The organism is Streptomyces sp. NPDC048297 (genome assembly GCF_043201585.1).
Lineage (GTDB): Bacteria > Actinomycetota > Actinomycetes > Streptomycetales > Streptomycetaceae > Streptomyces.
Genome location: NZ_JBICZA010000004.1, coordinates 227,241 through 251,176 on the forward strand (window position 1 = coordinate 227,241; position 23,936 = coordinate 251,176).

General features: G+C 73.6%; 21 protein-coding genes and 1 pseudogene. 11 read left to right on the plus strand and 11 right to left on the minus strand.

Annotated elements, in window-relative coordinates; genetic code table 11:
• Window positions 1-4 precede the first annotated feature (4 nt).
• The 3 genes from ACGFYV_RS06245 to hypA are packed head-to-tail and all read left to right on the plus strand — an operon-like array spanning window position 5 to window position 777.
• On the plus strand, window positions 5-211 hold the full coding sequence (locus ACGFYV_RS06245; protein ID WP_393877179.1) for a hypothetical protein: 207 nt from the start codon (window positions 5-7) through the stop codon (window positions 209-211).
• Window positions 212-233: 22 nt separating this feature from the next.
• On the plus strand, window positions 234-422 hold the full coding sequence (locus ACGFYV_RS06250) for a hypothetical protein (protein ID WP_393877180.1): 189 nt from the start codon (window positions 234-236) through the stop codon (window positions 420-422).
• 7 nt (window positions 423-429) lie between these two features.
• A complete protein-coding gene (gene hypA, locus ACGFYV_RS06255; RefSeq protein WP_393877181.1) occupies window positions 430-777 on the plus strand; it encodes a hydrogenase maturation nickel metallochaperone HypA in 348 nt (115 codons plus the stop codon).
• A gap of 84 nt (window positions 778-861) precedes the next feature.
• Here the strand turns inward: hypA and hypE are convergent, their stop codons facing one another.
• The 7 genes and pseudogenes from hypE to ACGFYV_RS06290 all read right to left on the minus strand — a co-directional run bounded on the left by hypE (window position 862) and on the right by ACGFYV_RS06290 (window position 9,194).
• Window positions 862-1,851 carry a hydrogenase expression/formation protein HypE gene (hypE, locus tag ACGFYV_RS06260; protein WP_393877283.1) on the minus strand — a complete coding sequence of 330 codons (990 nt, stop codon included), beginning with the start codon at window positions 1,849-1,851 and terminating at the stop codon, window positions 862-864.
• 166 nt (window positions 1,852-2,017) lie between these two features.
• Entirely contained in the window at window positions 2,018-3,163 is a 1,146-nt protein-coding gene (hypD, locus tag ACGFYV_RS06265) for a hydrogenase formation protein HypD (RefSeq protein WP_393877182.1), read from the minus strand.
• A complete protein-coding gene (locus ACGFYV_RS06270; RefSeq protein ID WP_393877183.1) occupies window positions 3,160-3,450 on the minus strand; it encodes a HypC/HybG/HupF family hydrogenase formation chaperone in 291 nt (96 codons plus the stop codon). Before ACGFYV_RS06270 ends, hypD begins: the two co-directional genes overlap by 4 nt.
• A gap of 55 nt (window positions 3,451-3,505) precedes the next feature.
• Complete coding sequence (gene hypF, locus ACGFYV_RS06275) at window positions 3,506-5,881, minus strand: carbamoyltransferase HypF (RefSeq protein ID WP_393877184.1); 2,376 nt, start codon at window positions 5,879-5,881, stop codon at window positions 3,506-3,508.
• Window positions 5,882-6,105: 224 nt separating this feature from the next.
• A pseudogene (gene hypB, locus ACGFYV_RS06280) lies at window positions 6,106-6,807 on the minus strand (hydrogenase nickel incorporation protein HypB); the annotation flags it as partial.
• A 99-nt stretch (window positions 6,808-6,906) separates the two neighbouring features.
• Complete coding sequence (locus tag ACGFYV_RS06285) at window positions 6,907-7,482, minus strand: hydrogenase maturation protease (RefSeq protein WP_393877185.1); 576 nt, start codon at window positions 7,480-7,482, stop codon at window positions 6,907-6,909.
• A complete protein-coding gene (locus ACGFYV_RS06290) occupies window positions 7,479-9,194 on the minus strand; it encodes an enoyl-CoA hydratase-related protein (RefSeq protein ID WP_393877186.1) in 1,716 nt (571 codons plus the stop codon). The genes ACGFYV_RS06285 and ACGFYV_RS06290 overlap by 4 nt, the downstream gene beginning before the upstream one ends.
• An 845-nt stretch (window positions 9,195-10,039) precedes the next feature.
• On the opposite strand from ACGFYV_RS06290, the gene ACGFYV_RS06295 reads away from it, so the two are divergent.
• The 5 genes from ACGFYV_RS06295 (at window position 10,040) to ACGFYV_RS06315 (ending at window position 17,233) form a co-directional block, all read left to right on the plus strand.
• On the plus strand, window positions 10,040-10,480 hold the full coding sequence (locus ACGFYV_RS06295; protein WP_393877187.1) for a DUF2267 domain-containing protein: 441 nt from the start codon (window positions 10,040-10,042) through the stop codon (window positions 10,478-10,480).
• 351 nt (window positions 10,481-10,831) lie between these two features.
• Window positions 10,832-11,611: a hypothetical protein gene (locus ACGFYV_RS06300; RefSeq protein ID WP_393877188.1), complete on the plus strand. Its 780-nt coding sequence runs from the start codon at window positions 10,832-10,834 to the stop codon at window positions 11,609-11,611.
• Window positions 11,608-13,746: an ABC transporter substrate-binding protein gene (locus ACGFYV_RS06305; RefSeq protein ID WP_393877189.1), complete on the plus strand. Its 2,139-nt coding sequence runs from the start codon at window positions 11,608-11,610 to the stop codon at window positions 13,744-13,746. The genes ACGFYV_RS06300 and ACGFYV_RS06305 overlap by 4 nt, the downstream gene beginning before the upstream one ends.
• A 2-nt stretch (window positions 13,747-13,748) precedes the next feature.
• A complete protein-coding gene (locus tag ACGFYV_RS06310) occupies window positions 13,749-15,890 on the plus strand; it encodes a bifunctional serine/threonine-protein kinase/ABC transporter substrate-binding protein (RefSeq protein ID WP_393877190.1) in 2,142 nt (713 codons plus the stop codon).
• 176 nt (window positions 15,891-16,066) lie between these two features.
• Window positions 16,067-17,233 carry an AI-2E family transporter gene (locus tag ACGFYV_RS06315; RefSeq protein WP_393877191.1) on the plus strand — a complete coding sequence of 389 codons (1,167 nt, stop codon included), beginning with the start codon at window positions 16,067-16,069 and terminating at the stop codon, window positions 17,231-17,233.
• 362 nt (window positions 17,234-17,595) lie between these two features.
• Here ACGFYV_RS06315 and nadE read toward each other — a convergent pair whose 3' ends face one another.
• A complete protein-coding gene (nadE, locus tag ACGFYV_RS06320; protein WP_393877284.1) occupies window positions 17,596-18,408 on the minus strand; it encodes an ammonia-dependent NAD(+) synthetase in 813 nt (270 codons plus the stop codon).
• 212 nt (window positions 18,409-18,620) lie between these two features.
• On the opposite strand from nadE, the gene ACGFYV_RS06325 reads away from it, so the two are divergent.
• Window positions 18,621-19,361, plus strand: a complete 741-nt coding sequence (locus ACGFYV_RS06325; protein ID WP_393877192.1) for a VOC family protein — start codon at window positions 18,621-18,623, stop codon at window positions 19,359-19,361.
• A gap of 23 nt (window positions 19,362-19,384) precedes the next feature.
• On the opposite strand, the gene ACGFYV_RS06330 is transcribed toward ACGFYV_RS06325, so the two are convergent.
• On the minus strand, window positions 19,385-19,888 hold the full coding sequence (locus ACGFYV_RS06330; protein ID WP_393877193.1) for a molybdenum cofactor biosysynthesis protein: 504 nt from the start codon (window positions 19,886-19,888) through the stop codon (window positions 19,385-19,387).
• A 21-nt stretch (window positions 19,889-19,909) separates the two neighbouring features.
• On the opposite strand from ACGFYV_RS06330, the gene ACGFYV_RS06335 reads away from it, so the two are divergent.
• Complete coding sequence (locus ACGFYV_RS06335) at window positions 19,910-20,035, plus strand: hypothetical protein (protein WP_393877194.1); 126 nt, start codon at window positions 19,910-19,912, stop codon at window positions 20,033-20,035.
• Between the two features lie 25 nt (window positions 20,036-20,060).
• Window positions 20,061-20,801 carry a Type 1 glutamine amidotransferase-like domain-containing protein gene (locus tag ACGFYV_RS06340; RefSeq protein ID WP_393877195.1) on the plus strand — a complete coding sequence of 247 codons (741 nt, stop codon included), beginning with the start codon at window positions 20,061-20,063 and terminating at the stop codon, window positions 20,799-20,801.
• Window positions 20,802-20,822: 21 nt separating this feature from the next.
• Here ACGFYV_RS06340 and ACGFYV_RS06345 read toward each other — a convergent pair whose 3' ends face one another.
• Complete coding sequence (locus ACGFYV_RS06345; protein WP_393877196.1) at window positions 20,823-21,689, minus strand: lysozyme; 867 nt, start codon at window positions 21,687-21,689, stop codon at window positions 20,823-20,825.
• A 324-nt stretch (window positions 21,690-22,013) separates the two neighbouring features.
• On the minus strand, window positions 22,014-23,879 hold the full coding sequence (locus tag ACGFYV_RS06350; protein ID WP_393877197.1) for a M1 family aminopeptidase: 1,866 nt from the start codon (window positions 23,877-23,879) through the stop codon (window positions 22,014-22,016).
• Window positions 23,880-23,936: the final 57 nt, after the last annotated feature.

Sequence of the window (23,936 nt, forward strand, 5' to 3'; positions counted from 1 at the left end):
AGACATGGGCAAGATCCGAGTGGGCCGCCCCCAGGCGAGGCCCGACACGCCCAGCCATGTGCCCGGAATGCATGAGGGCAACAGAGGTCCGTACGACGAGCAGTCCGGACACCACGACGACGGCACCTCCGACGCCCGCAGGTCCACGGGCATCGACTGGAAACGGCATGACGCCCTGGTGACCGAGATGCCGAACATCTCACCGGGATGACACACAGCAGGGAGTGAACGCGATGAAGCACTGCCGAGAGGAACACGCGGCGAGATCGGCGATGACGGGCCGCCAGGTGCTGCTCGCACAGGCCGTCCTGGTGGGCGGTCTGATGCTGGCCCTGCTGGTCAAGGAGATCCCCGGCATCGTGCGCGAGCTGCGGATCTATCGGATGACCGGTGGCCTGCGCGCCGGCAACCGGTATCCGTGAGCCCGCCGTGCACGAACTGTCGATCGCGACCGCGATCGTGGAACAGGCCGAGGAGATCGCCCGCGCGGACGGCTCCGGCGGTGTCACGTCGGTGACCGTCCGGGTCGGCGAGCTGGCCGGCGTGGTGCCGGACGCCTTGCAGTTCGCCTTCGAGGTGGCCCGCGACGGCACCGCCCTCACGGCGGCCCGGCTCGTGGTCGAGGAGGTGCCCGCGCGGGCGTGGTGCGGCGGCTGCGCCGAGGAGTTCGCGGTCGGCATGCCGCCGTTCTTCTGGTGCCCGCGCTGCGACCGGCCCTCGCAGGACCTGCGCAGCGGGCGGGAGTTGGAGATCACGGGAGTCGAGGCGGCACCCTGACGACGCCCGGCCCGCCGGACGGACGGCACCGGCCCCCGCCACCTCACGGCGGGGGCCGGTGCCGTCCGTCCGAGGACCCGTGCATCAGCAGATGCGCGGCAACTGCTCCCCCAGCGGCAGGTCCAGCACCCGGGTGCCGCCGAGGCCGGTGGCGATGGTGACCATGCCCGGGTGCTCCGCCACGCACTCTCCGATGAGCGCCGCTCCGGCGCCCTGCGGGTGGGCGTGCATCGCCGCGAGCACGGCGTCGGCCTCCTCGCGGGGCACGAAGGCGACGAGCCTGCCCTCGTTGGCGACGTACAGCGGGTCGAGGCCGAGGAAGCCGCACGCGCTCACGACCTCCTCGGGCACGGGCAGGGCGCGCTCCCGCAGTCGTACGCCGGTGCCGGAGGCGCGGGCGATCTCGTTCAGGGAGGCGCCGAGGCCGCCGCGCGTGGGGTCCCGCAGCACATGGACGTCCTTGGTGACCGCGAGCATGGCCGCCACCAGGTCCGCGAGGGGGGCGGTGTCCGAGACGATCTCCACGCCGAACTCCAGGCCCTCCCGCACACTCATGATCGCCACGCCGTGCAGGCCGATCGGGCCGCTGACGATCACGGCGTCGCCGGGCCGGGCGCGCTGCGGACGGATGTCGACCCCGTCGGGGACGAGACCGACACCGGCCGTGGTGACGTACACGCCGTCGCCGTGCCCGGACTCGACGACCTTGGTGTCGCCCGTGGCGATGGTGACGCCCGCCGCCTCGGCGGCCGTGCCCATGGCGCGGGCGACGCGCTCGACGACGGCGAGTTCCACACCCTCCTCCAGGACGAAGGCTGCGGACAGCCAGGCCGGGCGGGCGCCGCTCATCGCCAGGTCGTTGACGGTGCCGTTGACCGCGAGGTCGCCGAGGCTGCCGCCGGGGAAGAACAGCGGCCGTACGACGTAGGAGTCGGTGGAGAAGGCGAGGCGGGTGCCGCCGAGGTCGAGGACGGCCGAGTCGGTGAGCGCGGACAGGGTGGGGTTGCCGTACGCGGGGGTGAAGACCTGCTCGATCAGCTCGGCGGACAGGGCGCCGCCTCCGCCGTGCCCCATCACCACGACCGGCTGGTCGCGCAGCGGGGCGGGGCAGGTCCAGTTCGCCGGGTCGACGGCGGCCGGGGTTCCGCGGGCCGCGTGGGTGGCGGGGGTCGCGTGGGTGCCGGGGGCCGCTTCGGTGGCGGGGGTCGCTTCGGCGCCAGGTGTCGCTTGGGTGGCGAGGTCAGCCAACGGGGTTCATCTCCTCACGCGGGATCCGGGAGCCCCGCGGCGCCGGGCTCCCGGTCATGCGGCGGTAGAGGTAGTAGGCGGCGCAGGCGCCCTCGTTGGAGACCATGGTGGCGCCGAGCGGGGTGCGCGGGGTGCAGGTCGTGCCGAACGCGGCGCACTCGGTGGGCTTGATCAGGCCCTGGAGGACCTCACCGGCCCGGCACTCGGCGGGTTCCTCGGTGCGGATGCCGGTGACGTCGAAGCGGTGCTCGGCGTCGTAGGCGCGGAAGTCCTCGGACAGGCGCCAGCCGCTCGCCGGGATCGGGCCGATGCCGCGCCAGTTGCGGTCGGTGACCTCGAACACCTCCTCGATCATGCGCAGGGCCGCCGGGTTGCCCTGGTCGCGCACGGCGCGTGCGTAGGCGTTCTCCACCTTGTGCTCGCCCCGCTCCAGTTGATGGACGGCGCGGCGGATGCCTTCGAGGATGTCCAGCGGTTCGAAGCCGGTCACCACGACCGGTACCCGGTGCTTCTCGGCCAGTTCCGGGTACTCGGCGGTGCCCATCACGCTGCACACGTGGCCGGCGGCGAGGAAGCCCTGCACCCGGCAGGCGGGGGCGGTCATGATGGCCTCGATCGCCGGGGGGACCCGGACGTGGGAGACGAGCAGGCTGAAGTTGTCCAGGCCGAGGCGGCGGGCCTGGTGCACGGCCATGGCGTTGGCGGGAGCCGTCGTCTCGAAGCCGATCGCGAAGAACACCACCTGGCGGTCCGGGTTCCTGCGCGCGAGGTCGAGGGCGTCGAGCGGCGAGTAGACCACGCGGACGTCACCACCCTCGCCCTTCACCCGGAACAGGTCGCGGTCGGAGCCGGGCACCCGGAGCATGTCGCCGAAGGAGCAGAAGATCACGCCGGGGCGGGCGGCGATCTCCAGGGCCTTGTCGATGACGTCGAGCGGGGTGACACACACCGGGCAGCCTGGTCCGTGGATCAACTCCACTTTCTCGGGCAGGAGTTGGTCGATGCCGTGCCGGATGATGGAGTGGGTCTGACCGCCGCAGACCTCCATCAGCGCCCAGGGCCGGGTGACGGTGGCCCCGATCTCGTCCAGCAGCCGGCGCGCCAGATCCGGGTCGTTGAACTCGTCAATGTACTTCACTGGACCTCACTCCCGCTCCGCTGCCGGTCCGCCTGCTCCCAGGCGTCGCCGAACTCCTCCTCCAGCAGCCCCAGTTGCTCGAACAGCTCCAGGGACGCACGGGCCGACTCCTCGTCCAGGCGCTGCAGGGCGAACCCGACGTGGACGATGACGTACTCGCCCACCCGCACGTCCGGCAGGTACTCCAGACACGCCTGTTTCCGCACCCCACCGAAGTCGATCAGCCCGGTGAGCGGGTCGGCGCCTTCGTCGATGGCCACGACCTTGCCGGGCACTGCCAGACACATGGGTCACTCCGTCTCGTCGTTGTGTGCTGATCCGTTGACCACCGGGCCCGCCGGGCTACCGGCCCCGGCCCGGCGGGGGCTCGTGGGCCGCGACCATGAGCTGTCCGAGTGCCAGGCCGCCGTCGTTCGGGGGCACTTCGTGGTGGCGCAGCACCGTGAAGCCGTCCGCCGCGAGCAGTGCGGCGCTCTCCTCCTCCAGCAGGGCGTTGGCGAAGACACCGCCGGTGAGGGCCACGGTGGTCAGGCCGGTGGCCGTGCGCGCGCGCCGGCAGATCTCGGCGACCGCCCGCGCGACACCGCGGTGGAAGCGGGCGGCGAGCAGCGGGGCCGGGGTGCGGCGGCGCCGGTCGGACAGGAGGGCGCGGAGCACGGGGATGGTGTCGATGCCCCAACTGCCCACCCCGGCCTGCCGGTCGAACCCGAAGGCATACGCCTCACCGTCCGCGTCCCACGCCTGCGTCGCCGCCGCCTCCAGTTCGAGCGCGGCCTGCGCCTCGTACTCCGCCCGGTGGCACACGCCCACGAGCGACGACACGGCGTCGAAGAGGCGGCCCATGCTGGTGGTCGGTACGCAGGCGACCTGGCGGTCCAACTGGTTGCGCAGTACGGAGAGTTCGGTGTCGGTGCAGGCCAGGACGCTCGGCAGGTCCGGCGCCCACGGCAGTCCGGCGGCCCACAGCCGGGCCAGTGCGAGCCGGCACGGGTTGGCCACGCCCGTGTCGCCGCCGGGCAGCGGGGCCGGTGCCAGATGGGCGAAGCGCCGGTGGCCGCTGTAGTCGGCGAGCAGGATCTCGCCGCCCCACACGGTGCCGTCGTCGCCGTACCCGGTGCCGTCGAAGGCGACGCCGATCACGGGTGTGGTGCCGTCGAGGCCGCCTTCGGCCATCGCGGCGGCGATGTGGGCGTGGTGGTGCTGCACCAACGTCGGTGCCGAGATGCCGAGTTGGGCGGCGCGACGGCGGGCCCGGCCCGTCGAGTGGTAGCCGGGATGCCGGTCGGCGGCCAGCAGGCCGGGGGTGATCCCGGTGAGTCGGGTGAGGTGCCGCTCGGCTCGTTCGGCGGCCTCGTGGGTGGCGAGGTCGCCCATGTCGCCGACGTGCGGACCGAGCCAGGCCTGCTCGCCCTCGCCGAGGCACAGGGTGTTCTTCAGGTCGCCGCCGACCGCGAGCGCGGGGCGGACCGGCACCGGGAGGGACAGGGGGCGCGGGACGTAGCCGCGGGAGCGGCGCAGGACCTGCTCGGTGCCGTCGGGGCGCACCCGGAGCAGGGAGTCGTCGCACGGGGAGGCGATGGGCCGGTCGTGGGCGAGCCAGGCGTCGGCCAGGCCGGCCAGCCGGTCCAGTGCCTCGGCGTCGTCGGTGACGATGGGCTCGCCGGAACGGTTGCCGCTGGTCATGACCAGGACGCCGGGTCCTGCGGGGTCACCGGGCAGCCCGAACAGGAGGGTGTGCACGGGGGTGTAGGGCAGCAGCACGCCCACGTGCGGGCTGCCGGGGCACACCTGCTCGGCGAGCCGGGGCCCCCGCGCCGACCGGCGCGCCCGCAGCAGGACGATCGGGCGCCGGGGGCCGGTGAGCACGGCGCGTTCGGCGTCGGACAGCACGGCGACGCGCTCCGCCGTGGCGAGGTCGGCGCACATCACCGCGAACGCCTTCCCGCCCCGCTCCTTGCGCTCGCGCAGGGTGGCGACGGCGCGGGCGTCGGTGGCGTCGCAGGCCAGGTGATAGCCGCCGACACCCTTCACGGCGACGATCCGGCCCTCGCCGAGCAGCGCCCGTGCCGCCGTCAGGGCCTCCGCGTCCCGGGCCGGGCGCACTCCGGTGCCCTCGGCGGGGATCAGACGCAGTCTCGGGCCGCAGTCGGGGCAGGCGACGGGCTGGGCGTGGAAGCGCCGGTCGGCGGGGTCGCCGTACTCCCGGGCGCAGGCCGGGCACATCGGGAAACCGGCCATCGTGGTGGCCACCCGGTCGTACGGCATCGCCGTCGCGATGGTGAAGCGGGGGCCGCAGTGGGTGCAGGTGATGAACGGGTGCCGGTGCCTGCGGTCGGCCGGGGCGGACAGCTCACGCAGGCAGTCGGCGCAGGTGGCGGTGTCCGGCGGGAGCTGGGTGCGACCGGTGGACGGCCCGGTGGCGCGGATGGTGAAGGGTTCGGTGGCCGCCGTCGCTCCGGTCGCGGGCAGGTCCTCGCTGCCGATGCCGGTCACGGTGGCGAGCGGTGGCGGCTGCTCGGCCAGCAGGGCGCAGAACCGTCCGACGCCGTCCGCCGGCCCCTCGACCTCGATGAGCACACCGCTCGCGGTGTTGCTCACGAATCCGGCCAGTCGCAGACCGGCGGCCAGCCGGTGCACATGGGGCCGGAAGCCGACGCCCTGCACCGTGCCGCGCACGGTGAGCCTGCGGCGCACCGGGCCGGTGACGGGGGCTGTCATGAGACGGGGGCGGACGCGGGGTCGTGGGGGTGTCCGCCGTCGCCACGGTCGCGGTGGTCGCGGTGGTCGCCGGCGTGCAGGGGGTCGCGGTCGTGCAGGGGGTCGCCGTCGCGCCGATGGCCGTCGCCCCGCTGATGGCCGTCGTCGCGCCGATGGCCGTCGCCCCGCTGATGGCCGTCGTCGCCGTCGTGCCCATGCCCGTGTCCATGCCCGTGTCCGTGTCCGTGCCCGTGTCCGTGCGGATGCGGGGCGAGCGGCGGCCGGTGCGGCGGGGTTCCGTCGCCGGCGGCCAGGGCCTGTTCGAGGAGGGTGTCGACGCCGTCGCCGGTGCGGGCGCAGGACCGTACGATCTCCACGCCCGGGTTGACCCGCCGTACGTTCTCCCGGAAGGCGGCCTCGTCGAAGCCGGCCGCCTCGGCCAGGTCGGTCTTGGTGATGACGACGAGATGGGCGGAGCCGAACGCGGTGGGGTACTTGAGGGGCTTGTCCTCACCCTCGGTGACCGCCATGAGCACGATCCGCAGGGTCTCGCCGAGGTCGTAGGAGGCGGGGCAGACGAGGTTGCCGACGTTCTCGACGAACAGCACCCGGGTGTCGGTGGGCAGCCAGCCCGCCAGGCGGGCCCGCACCTGCCGGGCCTCCAGATGGCAGAGGCCGTCGGTGAGCAGCTGCTGGACGGGGGCGCCGGAGCGCGCGAGGCGGACGGCGTCGTTCTCGGTCGCGAGGTCGGCGGTGAGCGCGGCGACCGGGATGTCCCGGCTCACCGCCTCGGCGAGGACCCGCCCGAGGAGTTCCGTCTTGCCGCTGCCCGGACTGGACAGCAGGTTGACCACGGTGACGCCCCGCCGGGCGAGGTCGTCACGCAGGATCGCGGCCAGGTCGTCGTTCTTGGCCAGGACGGCCTGCCTGACGTCGGACCGGCACATGGGCGCAGCTCCTCGGGTCGTACGGGCTGAAGGGAAGACCTCGGGCCGTGCCGGGCACGGCCCGAGGTCTCACCGATCTTCGGCTCCGTCGGCCTCGGGTCAGGGCAGCACAGCCGCGTGCGGGGGCCCGGATTCCATCGGGCGGCCCAACGGCGGCGCCGGTGCGGCGGGATCGGCGAGCAGCGCGGGGATCAGCGTGTGCAGCGCGTCGACGGCCCGTTCGACGGCTTCCCGCACGGTGTCCGTGAGGCCCGGGGCGATGTCCTCGTCGCCGCGCGGCAGCACCTCGGGCTCGCAGGCGAGGACGAGGACGCGCGGCAGCGGTTCGTCGCCGAGGTGCGTGGCGAGGGCCAGCACCTTCTGCGGGTCCATGCCGTGCGCCTCGGGCACGACCGTGCCGTCCGGGGGTTCCGCCTCGACCAGGGACAGGGTGCCGGGGCGGTGTCCGCGGGGCGCGGCGTCGACCAGGACGGCGGTGGCGCAGCCGTCGAGCAGGGCGTAGGCGAGGTCCATGCCGCGGATCCCGAAGTCACGGACCCGGACCTCGCTCGGCAGGGGGCGGTGTTCGAGGGCGCGGATCACCTCGGGGCCGAAGGCGTCGTCCCCGAGGAAGATGTTGCCGACACCGGCGACGAGCAGCCCGCCTCGGGACGGCCCGCCCGGGGCGCCGTTCATCGCGCTTCTCCGGTGGCCGTCTCCAGCGGGCGGACGGAGGGCGACGGGAGCTTGCGGACGAAGGCGGACCGCAGGGCGTGGTAGGCGGACGCGGGGTCGTGGAACAGGGCGTGCATGCGGGCGAGTTCGTCGCGCCGGTACTCCGCGAGCGGCCGTGCCTCCTCGTCGCGGCGGCGCGCCGCCGCCTTGGCGGCGATGCGGTCGGCCAGGTCGGGGGCGGCGGCGAGCCCGTCGGCCAGCCGCTCCACGGCGCCCGCGAACTCCTGTGTCCCGGTGGGCACGAGGCGGTCGACCAGCCCGATGCGCGCGGCCTGCCCGGCGCCCATCGGCAGCGCCTCGGCCGTGAGCCGCCGCGCCGTGTCGGCTCCCACCCGGCGGGGCAGGCTGTACGTCCAGAACTCCGAGCCGTACAGGCCCATCCGCCGGTAGTGCGGGTTGAGGACGGCGCCCGTACGGCACCACACCTCGTCGGCGGCGAGGGCGAGCATGACGCCTCCGGCGGCGGCGTTGCCGGCGAGGGCGGCGACCACCAGCCGGTCGGTGGTGCGCAGGATCGCCTCGACGAGGTCGTCGATGGCGTTGAGGTTCTGCCAGGACTCCTCGGCGGGGTCGGCAGCCGCCTCGATGACGTTCAGGTGGATGCCGTTGGAGAAGAAGTCCCGGGCGCCGCCGAGGACCAGCACCGTGGTGGGGCGGGAGACGGCGTACGTGTAGGCGTCGAGCAGCCTGCGGCACTGGTCGGTGCTCATCGCGCCGCCGGGGAAGAAGAACGTGAGGTGGCCGGTGGTGCCGTGCTCCCGGTAGCCGATGTCGCTCCAGGTGCGCCGGTCCGCGGGCATTTCGAGCGGGGCGGGGTCGTCGGGGAGCGTCGCCGCCTGCTCGGGGGAGAAGGAGGCGAGCACGTCGGCTGCGGGGCGGCGGAAGGGTGCCGGGTCGCCGGAGTTCTTGCGCGGGCGCAGTTCGGGGATCCACACGGCGCCGTCGCGGGTGGCGCGGCAGACGGCGCCCGCCCGGGTGGCCAGCAGCTCGCCGGGGCGGCCACGCAGCCGGTCCTCCGGGTGCCCGCCGTGCAGGAACACCTCCCGGCCGAGGACTTCGTCGAGGACGCCGGGCTGCGAGTCGGCGCCGCGCAGCTTGCGCAGCACGGTCGCGGTGTCGTCGTCGTCCCAGTCGATACGGCGTCTGTCCTGCCGGAAGGCGTCGCGCCATACGACGCGCACCCCGTCGTCCGTCTGCGGACGGGGCTTGTGGGCGCCGCCGGCGTAGCGGCGTACGGCGTCCAGCACGGCGGTCACGGCGGCGTCGGAGACCTCGTTGCGGTAGAGGTCGCTCTTGCCGACGGGCGGGACGGCGAAGGTCTCGGACGCCCAGATGTCTCCCGCGTCCATCGCGGCCTCGGCCTGGAGGACCGTCACGCCCCAGTGCGTCGCCTCCCCGGCGATCGCCCAGTCCAGCGACGAGGGGCCCCGGTCACCGGGCGGCCCCGGGTGCACGATCAGGCAGGTGTGCTCCCGCCACACCTCTTCGGGCAGTGCCGTCTTCAGCATCGACGCGACGATCAGGTCGGGGCGCCGTTCCTGTACGGCGGCGCGTACGGGGTCGGTGCCGTGCGTGGCGAGTACGACGTCCACGCGGTGACCCTGGTCCGACAGTTCGGCGTACAGGCGTTGGGTAAGGCTGTTGAACGCACTGGCGACGAGCAAAATGTCCATGACACGGCATATTCGTCCCTCATGGGGACGCCGTGAAGGACCACCGCGGCGTTTCTTCCGTCACAACCGCAACCGTGCCTCCCTCCGGAGCCTATGCCCCGGGCATGAGATCGCACACCCGATCCGCACATCCGATCCGCACATCCGATCCGCACATCCGATCCGCACATCCGGGGCTTGCGCGGGCGACCGTGGCTCGGGGGGTCGGTCTGGTGCCCGGCACCCTGGTGCAGCGGTTCGGGTCCCCGCGCGGTCTGCTGCCGGCCCTCGCCGACCAGTCCGCCAAGGACGCCGGCGAGTGGACTGGGCATCCCCGTCCGCAATGACCACAGCCGCCCCGACGACGTCCGGGCCCTGGTCCAGAAGATCGCCGCCGGACTCCGGCCGCACGGCGTCGCGGCCGTCGCCGTCACGCAGGGTTTCCTGCGCTCGGAGGCCGTGCCGGACCACTTCGGGTCACCGAGGACACCGGGCGGGGTGGCGAGCGGGAGGTGGACGAGCCAGATGTGGGCGCCCCGGGCGCAGGGAGCCCGGACTACGAACCGCGGACTGCGGTATCGGTCACTCCTCGGCGCCACCGACCGTACGGACGGCAGCGGTTGGCTGCTCGTCCGCCCTGCCGCGGAACCCCTCGGCGGGCCTCCCGCTCGTACCCGTTCCCGTGCCCGTACGCATTCCCGTCCGCGTTCCCGTGCGGGGTCCCCCGGGCCCACGCGCCGCCCGGCCGCCCGACGTGGCGGGAGACAGCGCCCGGGGCGAAGCACGATCCGGGATGCGGGTACTCGCCTCTTGCCCAGTCGTCGGGAGTGCGGGATCCACCGCACCGTGAGGAAGGGACCGGCCTCATGCACCACGACGAGATGATCACGAAAGTGCAGGAGCTGGCCGGGCTGCCGAACCGGCGCGCGGCCGAGCGGGTGGCGCACGCGGTGGTGAGCACGCTGGCGGAGCGGCTGCCGACCGGGCTCGCCCGGCATGTGGCGGCCCAGCTGCCGCCGGACATGTCGGCCGCCATGCGCGAGGCGATGAACGCGTCCCCCGGCGCCGACTCGGGGACGGCCTCCGAGCGGTTCGGGCTGACCGTCTTCGCCGGACGCATCGCCGACCGCGCGGGCACGGACGAGAGCACGGCCCTGCGCGAGGCCGCCGCCGTCCTGGAGGTGCTCGACGCCGCGCTCGCTCCTGAGCTGACGGAGCGGATCGCCCACGCGCTGCCCGCGGACATCAGGGAACTGCTTCCCGTCGGCCGCGCCGTCGAGAGGAACGAGGTCGAGACGGCGGGCTGAGGCGCAGCACCGGGGAGCAAGGCGCCGTGCAGCGCGGCCCGCACGGCGTGACGGTGTCACGTCGACCACTGACACCACGGACAGTGAGAGCACGTCACCGTCCGCAGTTCACGTCGGCGTCCGACGGCGCCCGAACTCCGCGCCGGAATCGCGTGAACACGGCTGTATATGCGGGGAGTTACGTGCCCCCACCGGCGAACAGGCTGAGATGATCTGCGAGATTGTCCTGAGCCACCCACGCTCGGGTGCGGTGGCGCGGAGGAGAAGGAACGGGGAAGCGTGGCATACGCAGGGATGCGAAGGGGCGGTGGGCGGGCGTGTGCGGCGCTGGCCGTCTGCGGGGCCTTACTCGTGGGGTGTTCGGGCACCGGTGGCGGCACCGGTGGCGGCAATGGTGGCAACACCGGTGACGCCACCGGCGCGCACAAGGAGACGAGCGCCTCCCGCACTCCGGTGAGCGGATCGGGCGCGGCAGCGCCCAACCCACGGTTCACGGCCGATCCGGCACACCTGCCCCGGACCCGGTCAGCGGCCCTGTCCCTGCTGCGCGCCGTGACCGCCGGCCCGGACAGTTACGGACCTGGGTACGAGAGGCGCACCCCGTACGAGAGCGATCCCGCCTCCTGGCCGGTGCTCGGCGACGACTGCGTCTGGCGTCAGCAACCGCTGCCCGCCGACGTGTTGGCGACCCTGACCCGCTACAGCCGGCTCCCGGCCGGCAGCGGCAGGGGTGAGGTGCGCACCACGGCCACCGTCACGGTGCACCGCACCACCGGGCAGGCGGACTGGGAGATCGCCGAGACGCTGGAGGAGGCGCTGCGCTGCCCCGACCAGCAGTTGCGGGCGACCGAGCGGATCACCGGGCTCAACTCGATCGGCTCCGGGTACGGCACCAACGGCAACACGTCGGCCGACGACGTCCTGCTGGAGGTGGGCGACTACCTCGCCCCCGCGCTCGGCAAGGACCCGACCACCTACCTGTGGGACCAGGTGCGGCTCGGCCCGGTCACCGTCGCCGTGGCCGTGGAGGGCGGCAAGGGCGTTGCGCAGACCGAGTTGCTGACCGTACAGGCGCGGGCCGTCGCCGCCATGGAGACCAAGGTGCGCGGCGAGCTGGGAGCCACGAAGTGACCGACCGTTCCCTGCGTCCCTCCGATCCGTCCTTCGTCGGCGGTCACCGTGTGCTGGCCCGGCTCGGCGCGGGCGGGATGGGCGTCGTCTATCTCGCTCGTGCCCGGTCCGGGGCGCTCGCCGCCGTGAAGGTGATCCAGGCCGGGTACGCGCACGACGAGGAGTTCCGCGCCCGGTTCCGCCGGGAGGCGCGGGCGGCCCGGCGGGTGGACAGCCCGTGGGTGGTCACGGTGACCGGGGCGGATCCGGAGGCCGAACAGCCGTGGCTGGCCACCGCCTTCGAGCCCGGCCCCTCGCTGGCCGAGGCCGTCGCACAGCACGGTCCGCTTCCCCCGCGCGCCGTGCGTCTCCTCGGCAAGATGCTGGCCCGTGCGCTGGCCGCGGTCCACGCGGCGGGGCTCGTGCACCGGGACGTCAAGCCGGGCAACATCCTGCTGGCCGCCGACGGGCCGCGGCTGATCGACTTCGGCATCGCCCGCTCCCTCGACGACACCGCGCTCACCTCCACGGACCTGGTGGTCGGCACGCCCGGTTTCCTCTCCCCCGAGCAGGCGGCGGCGCGCGGCACCGAACTGGGCCCGCCGAGCGACGTGTTCTCGCTGGGCTGCGTGCTCGCGTACGCGGCGACCGGGCGTCCGCCCTTCGGCACGGGCGCGACCGACGCCCTGCTCTACCGCACCGTGCACGACGCTCCCGATCTCGACGGCGTGGACGCCGAGTTGGCGGCGGTGCTGCTGCGCTGCCTCGCCAAGGACCCCGCCGACCGTCCGGGTCCCGCGGAGCTGGACGAGGCGCTCGTGGAGGACGTGCCGTCGGGCACCGCCGACTGGCTTCCGGCCGACGTCGTACGGACGATCGCCGAGCGGTCGGCCGAGATGCTCGCCCTGCCCGAGATCGAGGCCACGGTCGCCGAGCCACCGGCCGCCGCCACGGCCTCCCGGACCTCCCGCCGGGGCTTTGTGGCCGCCGCGTCCGCCGGAGCCGCCGTGCTGGCCGTCGGCGGCGGCGCGGCGGTCTGGGCCGCGCTGCGCGGCACGCACGGCGGTGGCGGGAAGAAGGCCGCGCCGGGCTGGGCGATCGGTGTCCAGGCCGACTTCAGCGGCCCGGGGAAGGCGGCCGGGCAGGCGCAGGAGGAGGGTGCGCGGCTCGCCGTGGAGGAGTTCAACGCGCGCGCCGACCGGTCGTTCACGCTGCGGTTGCGGACCGCCGACGACGGCGGTCGCGCGGATCGTGCGGCGACGGCGGCGCAGCGGCTGGCGGACGACCCGGACGTCCTGGCCGTGATCGGATCCAGCACCGACACCACCACGCAGGCCGCGCTGCCGGTCTACGACTCGGCGCTGCTGGCGGTCCTGAGCATGTCGGCCGGGCAGAACCTCGTGCAGAACGTCCGTTCCTTCGTCCGTGGCCGCCCGCTGCACGGCACGGTCGCGATGAAGCTGGCCTTCCAGTGGGCGGCGACGAGCGCCGCCGGCCCCGTCGGCCTGTTGCTGGACCGCAGCGGGGGCGACGTGTCCTGGATGACCGTGCAGATGGTCAACCTGGTCGTGCGCGCGTACAGCGGCGCCACCCGTCCACGCGTCGTCCCGGCCGGTACGACCGAACTGGCCCCCGTCATCGACGACATGAGGTCGGCGGGCATCAAGGCGTTCCTGTACGCCGGGCCGTTGGACGGCGCGATCCGCGCCGCACGGGCGCTGGACGGCTTCGAGGGCCCCAAGTACGCGGCGGAGCCGGCGCTCGACGCCCGGTTCGCGGCCGAGCCCGCTGCCGCGGGCTGGACGGTCGTGGGCTCCGCGATCGGCCCCGGGGCGGCCCAGGTCCGCACCTTCGCCGAGGCGTACCGCGCCCGTTACGGCCGGACGCCCGGCCTCTGGGCGGCCGAGGGCCACGACGCGGCGAATCTGCTGATCGGGCAGCTGACGGCGGCCGGCGGGAAGAAGCCGCCGGCCCGCAAGTCGCTGATCGCCCCGCTGCGGGCCGCCAAGTACCGGGGTATCAGCCGCGAGTTCGTCTACGACGCGAAGTTGCAGCAGCTCGCGACCCCGGCGAGCTTCGTCCACGAGGTCCACGGCGGCGCCCTGCACTACGGGGGTCCGGCTCCGGACAAGGCCCCGCAGCTGAAGGGGAGCTGACGGTGCGCCCCCTCACCCCGGACGACCCGGAGGCGGTGGGCGGCTACCGGTTGCTGGCCCGGATCGGGGCGGGCGGCATGGGTCTCGTCTACCTCGCCCGTTCCGAGGGCGGCGCCCTGGCCGCGCTCAAGATGATCCGCGCCGGGCACGGCGCGGAGCCGGGGTTCCGGGCCCGGTTCCGGCGTGAGGCGCGGGCCGCCGCGCGGGTCGACGGCCGCTGGACGGCGCCGGTGCTGGCCGCAGACCCGGAGGCCGCCGAACCGTGGATCGCCACGGCGTTCGTCCCGGGCCCCTCGCTGGCCGAGGTCGTCGCCGCGCACGGTCCGCTGCCACCGCGCACCGTGCGGGCGCTGGGGGCACGGCTGGCCGAGGCGCTCGCCGCCGTCCACGAGGCCGGGCTCGTCCACCGGGACGTCAAGCCCGGCAATGTGCTGCTCGCCCTGGACGGCCCGCGTCTCATCGACTTCGGGATCGCCCGCGCGTCCGGCGCGACCGCCCTGACCGCGACCGACGCCGTCGTCGGGACCCCCGGCTACCTCTCCCCCGAGCAGGCCCGCGCCCGGGACGAGGAGGCGGGTCCGCCGAGCGACGTCTTCTCGCTGGGCGCGCTGCTGGCCTTCGCGGCGTCCGGCCGGCCGCCGTTCGGCCGGGGCATGGCGGCGGCGGTGCTCTTCCGGACGATCCACGAGGAACCGGACCTGGCCGCCGTGCCGGACGACGCGCTGAGGGCCCTGATCGGCCGCTGTCTGGCGAAGGACCCGGCCGACCGGCCCACGGTGCCCGAACTCCGCGGCCTGCTGGGGGACTTCGGGTCGGACGACTGGTTGCCGGCCGGCCTTCCCGCCCTCATCGCCGAGCGCTCGGCGCGGGCCCTGGACGTACCCGAACCGGAGCGGTCCGACACCCCCACGGCGACGGCGCCGGTGGCGCAGCCGTCGCGGCCGGGCCGGCGCCGCCTTCTGCTGCTGGGCACCTCGACGGCCGGCGTGCTGGCGGCCGGCGGGGCGAGCGCCGCGTGGCTGGCCTTCGGACGCCGGCCCACCGCACCGGCCGCCCGGCCCGCCCGCACGATCGCCCTGCACGCGGACCTGACCGGACCGGGCAGGACGCTGGGCGACGCGGTCGACAAGGGCGTGCGGCTGGCGGTCGCGGAGCACAACGCACGCGCGGAGCGGACGTTCGACGTCGTTCTCCAGGTCCATGACGACGGCGGCGACACCGGACGCGCCCAGGACGTGGCCCGGCGGCTCGTGGCGGACAGCCGGGTCTGCGCGGTCGTCGGGCCGACCGCCGACGCGACCGCGCTCGCGGCACGCGACCTCTACAACACGGCGTCACTGCCCCTGGTGACGGCATGGGCCGGCGCCGAGGGCCTCTACAGCACCGTGTCGGTGTCGGTGCCGGCCGTCTTCCAGATCCGGCCCTCCGACGACACGATCGACGCCCCTCTCTCCCGCTACCTCATCAGCATCCGCCCGGCCGCCCGCATCGCCCTGATCCAGGACGCCGCCGCCACCGACTTCAGCTGGCGCGTCGCCCAGAACCTGCGCAAGGTTCTGCCGCCGGGCGGCGTCGTCAGCCGGAGCGTCCCGGCCGGCACCGACGACTTCGGCCCCACCGTGACCGCCCTGCTCGCTCACGACCCGCAGGCCGTCGTCTACTGCGGGCGCTCACCCCGGCGCGCGGCCTCGTGCGCCCGCGCCCTGCGATCGGCCGGGTTCACCGGAACCCGCGCGGCGACCCAGCCGGTCCTCGACCGGGCGTTCCTGGACGCGGCCGGCGCCGCCGCGCAGGGCTGGGTCTTCTCCAGCACCCTCGTCGACCCGGCCCGGATGAAGTCCGCCGCCGGCTTCGCCCGCTCCTTCCGACGGCGCTACGGCGTCCAGTCCGTCCCCGTGGGCGCCGCCGAGGCCTACGACGCGCTGGGCCTGATCACCCACGCCCTGCCCCCGGACACGACCACCGTGGACCGCGGCACCCTCACCCACCGCCTGCGCGCCCTGTCGTACCGAGGTGTCACCCGCACCTTCGCCTTCGCCTCGGACACCGGCGTCGTACAGATGCAGCCGGGCCTGTTCCTGTGGCAGGTACGGAAGGGGGAACCGGTCTTCCTCGGCCAGTACGAGCAGGTCGCCGCCGCGTAGGGCGGGCCGCCCGCCCGAACGCCGGGGCGCGGGCGCGTTGGACGGCCCCCTTCCGCCGGCTGCCCGTACCGTTCTCTCCATGTGACGGACAGTCACAGCACGGGCGCGGGACGGAGGCGGACGGCGTGGAGGGTGGTGCGGGACGGCGAGGAGGGCGAGGGCGTCGTGCGTCAGGTGTGCGCGGCCCGCTGGCCAGGAACCGCACCGCGTACGCCGCCGTACGGCCGTCCGCCCTCACCCGCCCCACCCCGCGGATCCCGGTGACCGAGCGTGTCGTGCCATGGCTGAGGATCAGCGCCGCGTACGCCTGGCGGCTCATCCTCGTCGGCATCGTCGTCTACGGCGTGTTCGGCATCCTGGGCCGCTTCCAGCTGATCGCGGTCGCCCTGTTCCTCGCCCTCATCGTCACCGCGCTGCTGCGCCCGCCGGCCGATCTGCTGAACCGTGTGCTGCCCCGGCCCCTGAGCGTCGCCGTCGCCCTCCTCGGAAGCCTGCTGGCCCTGCTGACCCTGCTCGCGCTCGTGGGCAACGCGGTGGCGGGCGAGTCGGCGCGGCTGGCCGACGAGTTCCGCGGCGGGGTGCACCGGATCGAGGAGTGGCTGCGGCGCCCGCCGTTGCGGCTCAGTGCCGGCAAGCTGTCCGATCTGCAGCGTCAGGTGACGGACTACGTCACGGCGCACCAGGCCGGTCTGCTCAGCAGCGCCATCTCGGGTCTGGGCCGGGTCGTGGAGCTGGTCACGGGTGGTGCGCTGGCGCTGTTCGCCTCCGTCTTCTTCATCCACTCCGGTGAGCGGCTGTGGAGCTGGTTGCGCGACCAGGTGCTGCCGGTGGGCGCCCGCACGGCGTGGGACCGCGCGGGGCGCGCGGCCTGGCGGACCTTCTCCGGGTACACGCGCGGCATCATCATCGTGTCGGCGGCGAACGCCGTGCTCGTCGGGGTCGCGCTGTCCGTGCTGCGGGTGCCGCTCGCACTGCCGCTCACGCTGCTGGTGTTCTTCGCCTCGTTCGTGCCTCTGGTCGGCTCACCGGTCGCGCTCGCGGTCGCCACGGTGGTGGCCCTGGCAGGGCGCGGGCCGCTCACGGCCGTCGTGGTGCTGGCCCTGATCGTCGTGATCGGGCAGCTCGAAGGGCATGTGCTGCATCCGGTGGTGATGAGCTGGGCGGTGCGGCTGCACCCGCTGGTCGTCGCCGTGTCCGTGATCGCGGGCAGCATCGTCGCCGGGGTGATCGGCGCGATCGTGGCCGTCCCGTTCGTCTCGGTCGCCTGGGCGGTGCTCGGCGCCCTGCGGTCACCAGCGGAACCTGATCCGAACACGGGATCACCTGTTCCCTCGAACAGGTGACCGTCACTCATGTGTCCATCGAGGCACGGGGAGACGGACAGATACTTACGTGGTGCGAGCAACGGGCTGCAGACCGTAGCGGACGCACAGGTCCCAACCACAGTCACTTCGCAAGGAGCTGCACGACCATGAACCTTCTCACCGATGTCCTCGCCGGTCTCGTCCACTTCATCGGATGGCTGATCTGACGCATCAGGGCACGTGAAGAAGCGCGGCGCCGTCTCCCCGTCCCAGGGAGGCGGCGCCGCCGTCGTCGTACAAGGCCCCGTGGTCGTCGTACAGGGCCCCGCCGTCGTCGTCATACAAGGCACCGTCGTCGTACGAGGCCCCATGGACGGACTCGCAGGCCCGGCCGCACGACCTCAGGGAGTGATCGGCAGCCGCCGCTTGTGCTCGGTCAGACGGTAGCGGTCCACGATGGCGCTGAAGGCCGCCTCACCGACGGGCTTGCCCTCCAGCAGGTCGTCGATGTCGTCGTAGGTGACACCGAGCGCGTCCTCGTCGGGCTTGCCCGGGTCCAGGGTCTCCAGGTCGGCGGTCGGCGTCTTGTGCACGAGCGCGGCGGGCGCGCCGAGGGCCTCCGCGACGGCCCGTACGCGCCGCTTGGTGAGACCGGTGAGCGGAACGACGTCGGCCGCGCCGTCACCGAACTTGGTGAAGAACCCGGAGACCGCCTCGGCCGCGTGGTCGGTGCCCACGACCAGACCGGCGTGCGCGCCCGCCACCGCGTACTGGGCGATCATGCGCTGGCGGGCCTTGATGTTGCCGTGCACGAAGTCCTGGTGGTGCGCGTCACGGAACGCGGTGCCGCCGGCCAGCACCGCGTCCAGAGCGGCGTCACTGGCGGGCCGCACATCGACGGTCAGCACCTGGTCGGCCCGGATGAACTCCAGCGCCCGCTGCGCGTCGCTCTCGTCGGCCTGGACGCCGTACGGCAGCCGCATCGCGAAGAACGTCGCCTCCCGGCCCTCGGCCCTGACCCGCTCGACGGCGAGCTGGCACAGCCGGCCCGCGGTCGTGGAGTCCACGCCTCCGCTGATCCCCAGCACCAGCGAGCGCAGCCCCGTCGACATCAGCCGGCGGGCGAGGAAGGCGACGCGGCGCTCGATCTCCTGGCGCGGCTCGAACGACGCGCTCACCTGGAGATCCCGGGCGATCTCCTGCTGCAGGGACATGGGCACCACGTCGGTCACGGCTGTTGTTCCTCGCACTCTGAAAGTCCGCAGTCCTGCGTCCGAAGGGGGCCGGCTGCTGTTCTGCCGAGCCCAAACTACCGGGAACGCCGTTCGGCGGACCAAGCCGGTCCCCGGCGCCCCGAGGCCGCCCGGCCAGCCGAGGCCCGAGACCCGCGGCCTGCGAGCCTCGCGGCGTGCATAGGATCGCCGGCATGGCACTGCGACCTGTTCTGGTGAACATCAAGGCTCTTGACGACTCGGCGGTCGGCCGGTTCTGGGCCGAGGCGCTCGGCTGGAGTGTCTCCAGCCCGATGCCCGGCGAGACCAGCGTCGGACGCGACGGCTTCGACTGGCGGGACCCGGCGCGCGTCTGCGTCGACGTCGTCGCCGTCCCGGAACCCAAAACGGCGACGAAGAACCGTGTGCACCTCGATCTCGCCACCACCTCCGCGGCCCATCAGACGGAGCTGATCGCGCGCCTCGAATCTCTCGGTGCGACGCCCGCCGACATCGGCCAGGGCGATGTGCCGTGGACGGTCCTCGCCGACCCGGAGGGCAACGAGTTCTGCGTGCTGGAGCCCCGCGAGATCTACCGGGACACCGGGCCGATCGCCGCGGTGGTGGTCGACTGCGCGGATCCGCGGGCCATGGCCCGGTTCTGGGACCAGGCGGTGGACTGGACCGTGCACGAAGTGACCGACGACCAGGCGGTGCTGCGCTCCTCCAAGGGTGTCGGCCCATATCTCGAATTCATCCGCACGCCCGGCGTCGAGGCCGTCCCCGACCGCGTCCACATCGACCTGCTGCGGTACCCCGATGACGATCACGAGGCGGAGGTGACCCGGCTGCGGGCGCTCGGCGCCACCGACCTCGACGTCGGCCAGGGCGACGTCCCGTGGAGGTGCCTGGCCGACCCGGAGGGCCACGCGTTCTGCATCCTCGCCCGGTCCTGACGCGGAGCCCCGACGGCGCCCGCTCAGGTGTCCGGAGCTTCCCGCACTCCGAACAGGGCGGGGCCCACGGTGAGGGTGCCGTCGGTCAGCGGGCGGCAGCGCACTCCCCCGCCGCCGCGCAGGGCCCGTTGCGCGCCGGGTCCGAGCGTGGTGTCCATCCAGGCGCAGGGTCTGGCCGCGGTGCGTACCTCGAACTCCACGGGGCCGGTGCCGCTGTCGAGGAACACGGTCGAGCCGATGTACGCGTCGATGTCCACGCCGCGCAGCAGGACGTTGCGCCGCGTGCGGAGCAGGTCCGCCTGCCCCTTGGCCGGCCGCGGCAACCGCTCGGCGGCCATGAGGGTGACCGAGGCGTTGCGGTGGGCCGGCCGGTTGAAGTACCGGTCCCCGACGATGCCCAGGCCCGCGCGGATCTCGGCCGACGTCACCAGGTCGGCGGCCGGCAGTTCGGGCAACCCGTCACCGGGCCGCCCCTCGAACCGGTGCACCGGCGAGACGAGCAACTGAACGATTTCGACATGAGGCACGCTCAGGAGCCTAATTCCTCGGTGGCCGCCGCCCTGAACCACGTCACCGCGACCGCCACCCTCGGCGACCGATTCCGCCGGCTCCCGCCGTTCCCGGACCCGGCCCGGCCGCCGCGCCAGCGGCCGTCGACCGAAGCCGCATCCTGAAAGCCCCCGGGATACGATCACGCCCATGACGGCCCCGGAACCGACCATCCTCGCCACCTCCGGAGGACACCGCCTCGGCGGTCGTACCCGGCTGCTCTTCGACGCCCTGGTGCACCACGCGGTCGAGCTGTCGGGCGTGCACGGCAGGCGCCCGCGGGTCCTGTACGTCGGTACGGCGACCGGGGACGCCGAGGTGCTGGCGGCGCGGATGGCCGAGGCGGCCCGGGTGGCGGGTTTCGATCTCACGCCGCTGCAGCTCTTCCCGATGCCCAACGTCGAGGACGTCGAGGGCACGGTCCTCGGTCATGACGTGGTGTGGGTGATGGGCGGTTCGGTGGTCAATCTGCTCGCCGTGTGGCGGGCGCACGGCCTGGACGACATCATGCGCCGGGCCTGGCGGGCGGGCGTCGTCCTCGCCGGCGTGAGCGCCGGTTCCCTGTGCTGGTACAAGGGCGGCGCCACGGACTCGTTCGGTCCCGAGCTGCGCCCGGTGACCGACGGACTGGGCCTGCTGCCGTACGGCAACGGCGTCCACTACGACTCGGACACGGGCCGGCGCCCGCTGATGCACCACCTCATCGCGGACGGCGCCTTCGCGTCGGCTCACTGCACCGACGACGGGGTCGGCCTGGTCTACCGGGGTACCGAACTGGTCGAGGCCGTCAGCGAGATCCCGGGCAAGAACGCCTATGTGGTGACCCGGGAGGGTGAGCGGACCGTGGAGGAGCGCATCGAGCCGAGGCTGCTGCCGACGCCGGCGTTCTGAGCGGAGCGCACGCACTCCGCCTCAACCGGTGGCGAACGAGCGCAGCGCGTCGAGGGATCCGGCGAACTTGTCGTGGTCGCCGACCGTCGGGCCGGACGACGTGTACTGCCACATCGTGTACGACGACCAGCCCGCCGGCAGTGTCCCGGCGGTGGAGGCGTACCGGGCGATCCACAGCGGGTTGGCGCCGAAGCCGCCGTAGTTGCCGGTGCACTCGCTCCACCAGCTGGTGGCCGTGTAGATGACCGCGTCGCGGCCCGTGCGGGCCTTGTAGCGGTTCAGGAAGTTGCGGATCCAGGTGACCATGCCGCTCTTCGACTTGCCGTAGCAGGAGGAGCCGTAGGGGTTCCACTCGATGTCGAGCACCCCGGGCAGGGTCTTGCCGTCCCGGGACCAGCCGCCGCCGTGGTCGACGAAGTAGTCGGCCTGGGTGGCGCCCGCGGTGGTGTCCGGGGTCGCGAAGTGGTAGGCACCGCGAATCATGCCGACCTTGTAGGGGCCGCTGTACTGCTGGCTGAAGTAGGGGTTCTTGTAGTACGTCCCCTCGGTCGCCTTGGTGTAGGCCCATTTCACGTTGTCGCCCCACAGGGTCGACCACGCCACGTCGCGCTGGTGGCTGGAGACGTCCACCCCCTCGGTGCGGGTCGCCCGGGTGTCGGCGGACCCGGTGTCGGCGGACCGGGTGTCGGCACGGGCGGCCGTTCCGTCGTGGGCGAGGACTCCGATGCCCATGTACGCACTGCCACGCCGAGCTATTCGCCCGCCCGGGTCGGGCACGGCGGCGGGAGCCGCCAGGGCGAGGAGGAGGCCGGTCAGGACGCCTGTGACGCACAGGCGTGACGGGCGGCCGCGATGGAGGGTCGTCTTGTCGCTTCGCACGTCATCCATCTGACCTGCGGTCGGGACGTCCCGCACTCCGGGTTCCGCCCAACGAAGCCGTCGGGGCCAGGAGTTGAGCCATGCGGGTGGCTCACGCGGGGCATGCGGGCGATGGTGGGACACGGATGCGGCGGTGCGGGGAAGAGCCGTGGGGGGGCCCCGGCGGGGGGCGCCCCCCCCCCGGGGGGGGGCGCCCCCGGGGGGGGGGGGGGGCCGCGGGGGGGGGGGGGCGTGGCGGGGGCGGGCGGGGGGGCGGCCGTGTACGCGGCCCGGGGGGGGGGGGGGGCGGGGGGGGGGGGGCCCGGGGGGGGGCCCCCCCCACGACCGGAGGGGTCAGCCGTCGATGCGGTGCTGGGTCCAGAAGGAGGTCAGGTCCGTGCCGGTGGCGGCCTGGGCGGCGGCCTTGAACTCGGCCGTGGTCGACACGCCGTACCAGTGGGCCGTCGCGTAGTCCTTGAGGAGCTTGGTCATGGCGGTGTCGCCGAGGACGCGCCGCAGGTCGTGCAGGGCGCACTTGCCGTAGCCGTAGACGACGGTGGAGTAGCGGGAGGAGTTCGCGTCCCAGTACGCCATCGAGTTGGTGATCTTCTCGGCACCGGACGCCCAGGAGACCGTGCTCCAGCAGCCGGTGCCGGTCTTGCCGAGGGCCAGGTCGGTGGCGTAGTCGGTGAACGCCTCGTCCAGCCAGGGGCTGGTGTACTCGTCGTCGCCGACGATGCCGTACCACCACTGGTGGCCGATCTCGTGGGTGAGCGCCGTGGTGCTGACGAGGTCGAGGACGAAGCCGGGGTACTCCATGCCGCCGAACCAGTAGTTGTTGTCGATGACCGCGTCCAGCTCGCCGTACGGGTAGGCGCCGAAGCGTGCCGCGTGGGCGTCGACGGCGGTCTTGGCGGTGCTGAGCATCGACTGGGCGCTGGAGGAGCTGATGCCCGAGACGGAGTACACGTTCACCGGGACGCCGCCGGGCGAGGTGCCGGAGATCGTGCTGAACGGTCCGGCGGCCCAGGCGAAGTCACGGACCTGGGAGGCGGTGGCCGTGGTCACGGTACGGCCGCTGGAGCCGGGCGTGTCCGTGGAGGTGCCGGTGGCGGGGACCAGCAGGCCGCTCGGGTGGTCCAGGGTCACCGTGAAGTCGGCGGCCAGGGAGTAGAAGGACTCGCCGTTGTTGGTGTACGGGTCCAGGTGCCAGCCGGCGCTGTCGCGGACCGCGAGGACGGGCAGCGCGTTGCCGATGAAGCTGAAGGCGCCGTCGTGGCCGAACCGGTCGGCGCCGCTGGGCACCGTGATGGCCAGGTCGAAGCCGATGGTGGCGCTCTGTCCCTGGTTCAGCGGCGCCGGCAGGGTGATCTTCAGCGCCGTGCAGGCCACCGAGAGGGCGCCCGCGGTGCCGCCGGTGACGTTGGTGACCGTGACGGGCATCGCCGAGCAGGTGCCGTGGTAGTTGTCCCACAGCCTCAGGTACACCTCGCTCAGCGCGGTGGCGGAGGCGTTGGTGAAGGACACGCTCTCGTGCCCGTTCCACGCGGTGCCGCTCGTGTCGCTGCTGAGGCTGACGGTGTACGACGGCGCGGCGGGGGTGCGGACCGGGTCCGCCGGGGGCGGGGCGGTGTCGCCGGAGGTGTCCAGGGCGATGTCGTCCAGGACGAAGCTCGTCTGCAGGCTCACGTCCTCGGTGCCGGTGAAGGACAGGTTCACGGTCTGGCCCGCGAACGACGACACGTCCAGCGACTTCTTCACGTAGCCGGTGTTCTTGTCGAGGTTCGAGTACGTCGCCAGCGTGGTGCTGCCGATCTTGGCGGTGAGCTTGTCGTACGCGACGGACGAGGTCGTCTCCGCGGTGTCGACGTGCAGCCAGAACGTGAGCGTGGCCGCGGTGCAGCCGCCGGGGATCGTGACGCTCTGCGCGAGGGTGTCGGTGTGGGTGCTGCCGACGCCGTCGAGCCAGGCGAAGGAGGAGCCGGCGTGGGCGCTCTGTCCGGAGCGGCTGGTGATCACCGTGGACGGGGACTGGGTCCAGGGCGAGGCACCGCTCTCGAAGCCGCCGTTGGTGACGACCTGTGCCGGGGTGCAGGCGGCGGCCACCGGAGCGGCCTTGGCCGGCTGCGCGGCGGCGGGGCTGACGGGGAGAAAGAGAGCGGCCAGTGCGGCGAGGGTGAACACGCCGGCGCCGAGCGCCTTGTGGGGGGCGGATCTCACACGCTACTCCTTTGCGGCGGCCGGGGTCCCGGCCTGCTCGATGACCGTCCGGTCGGC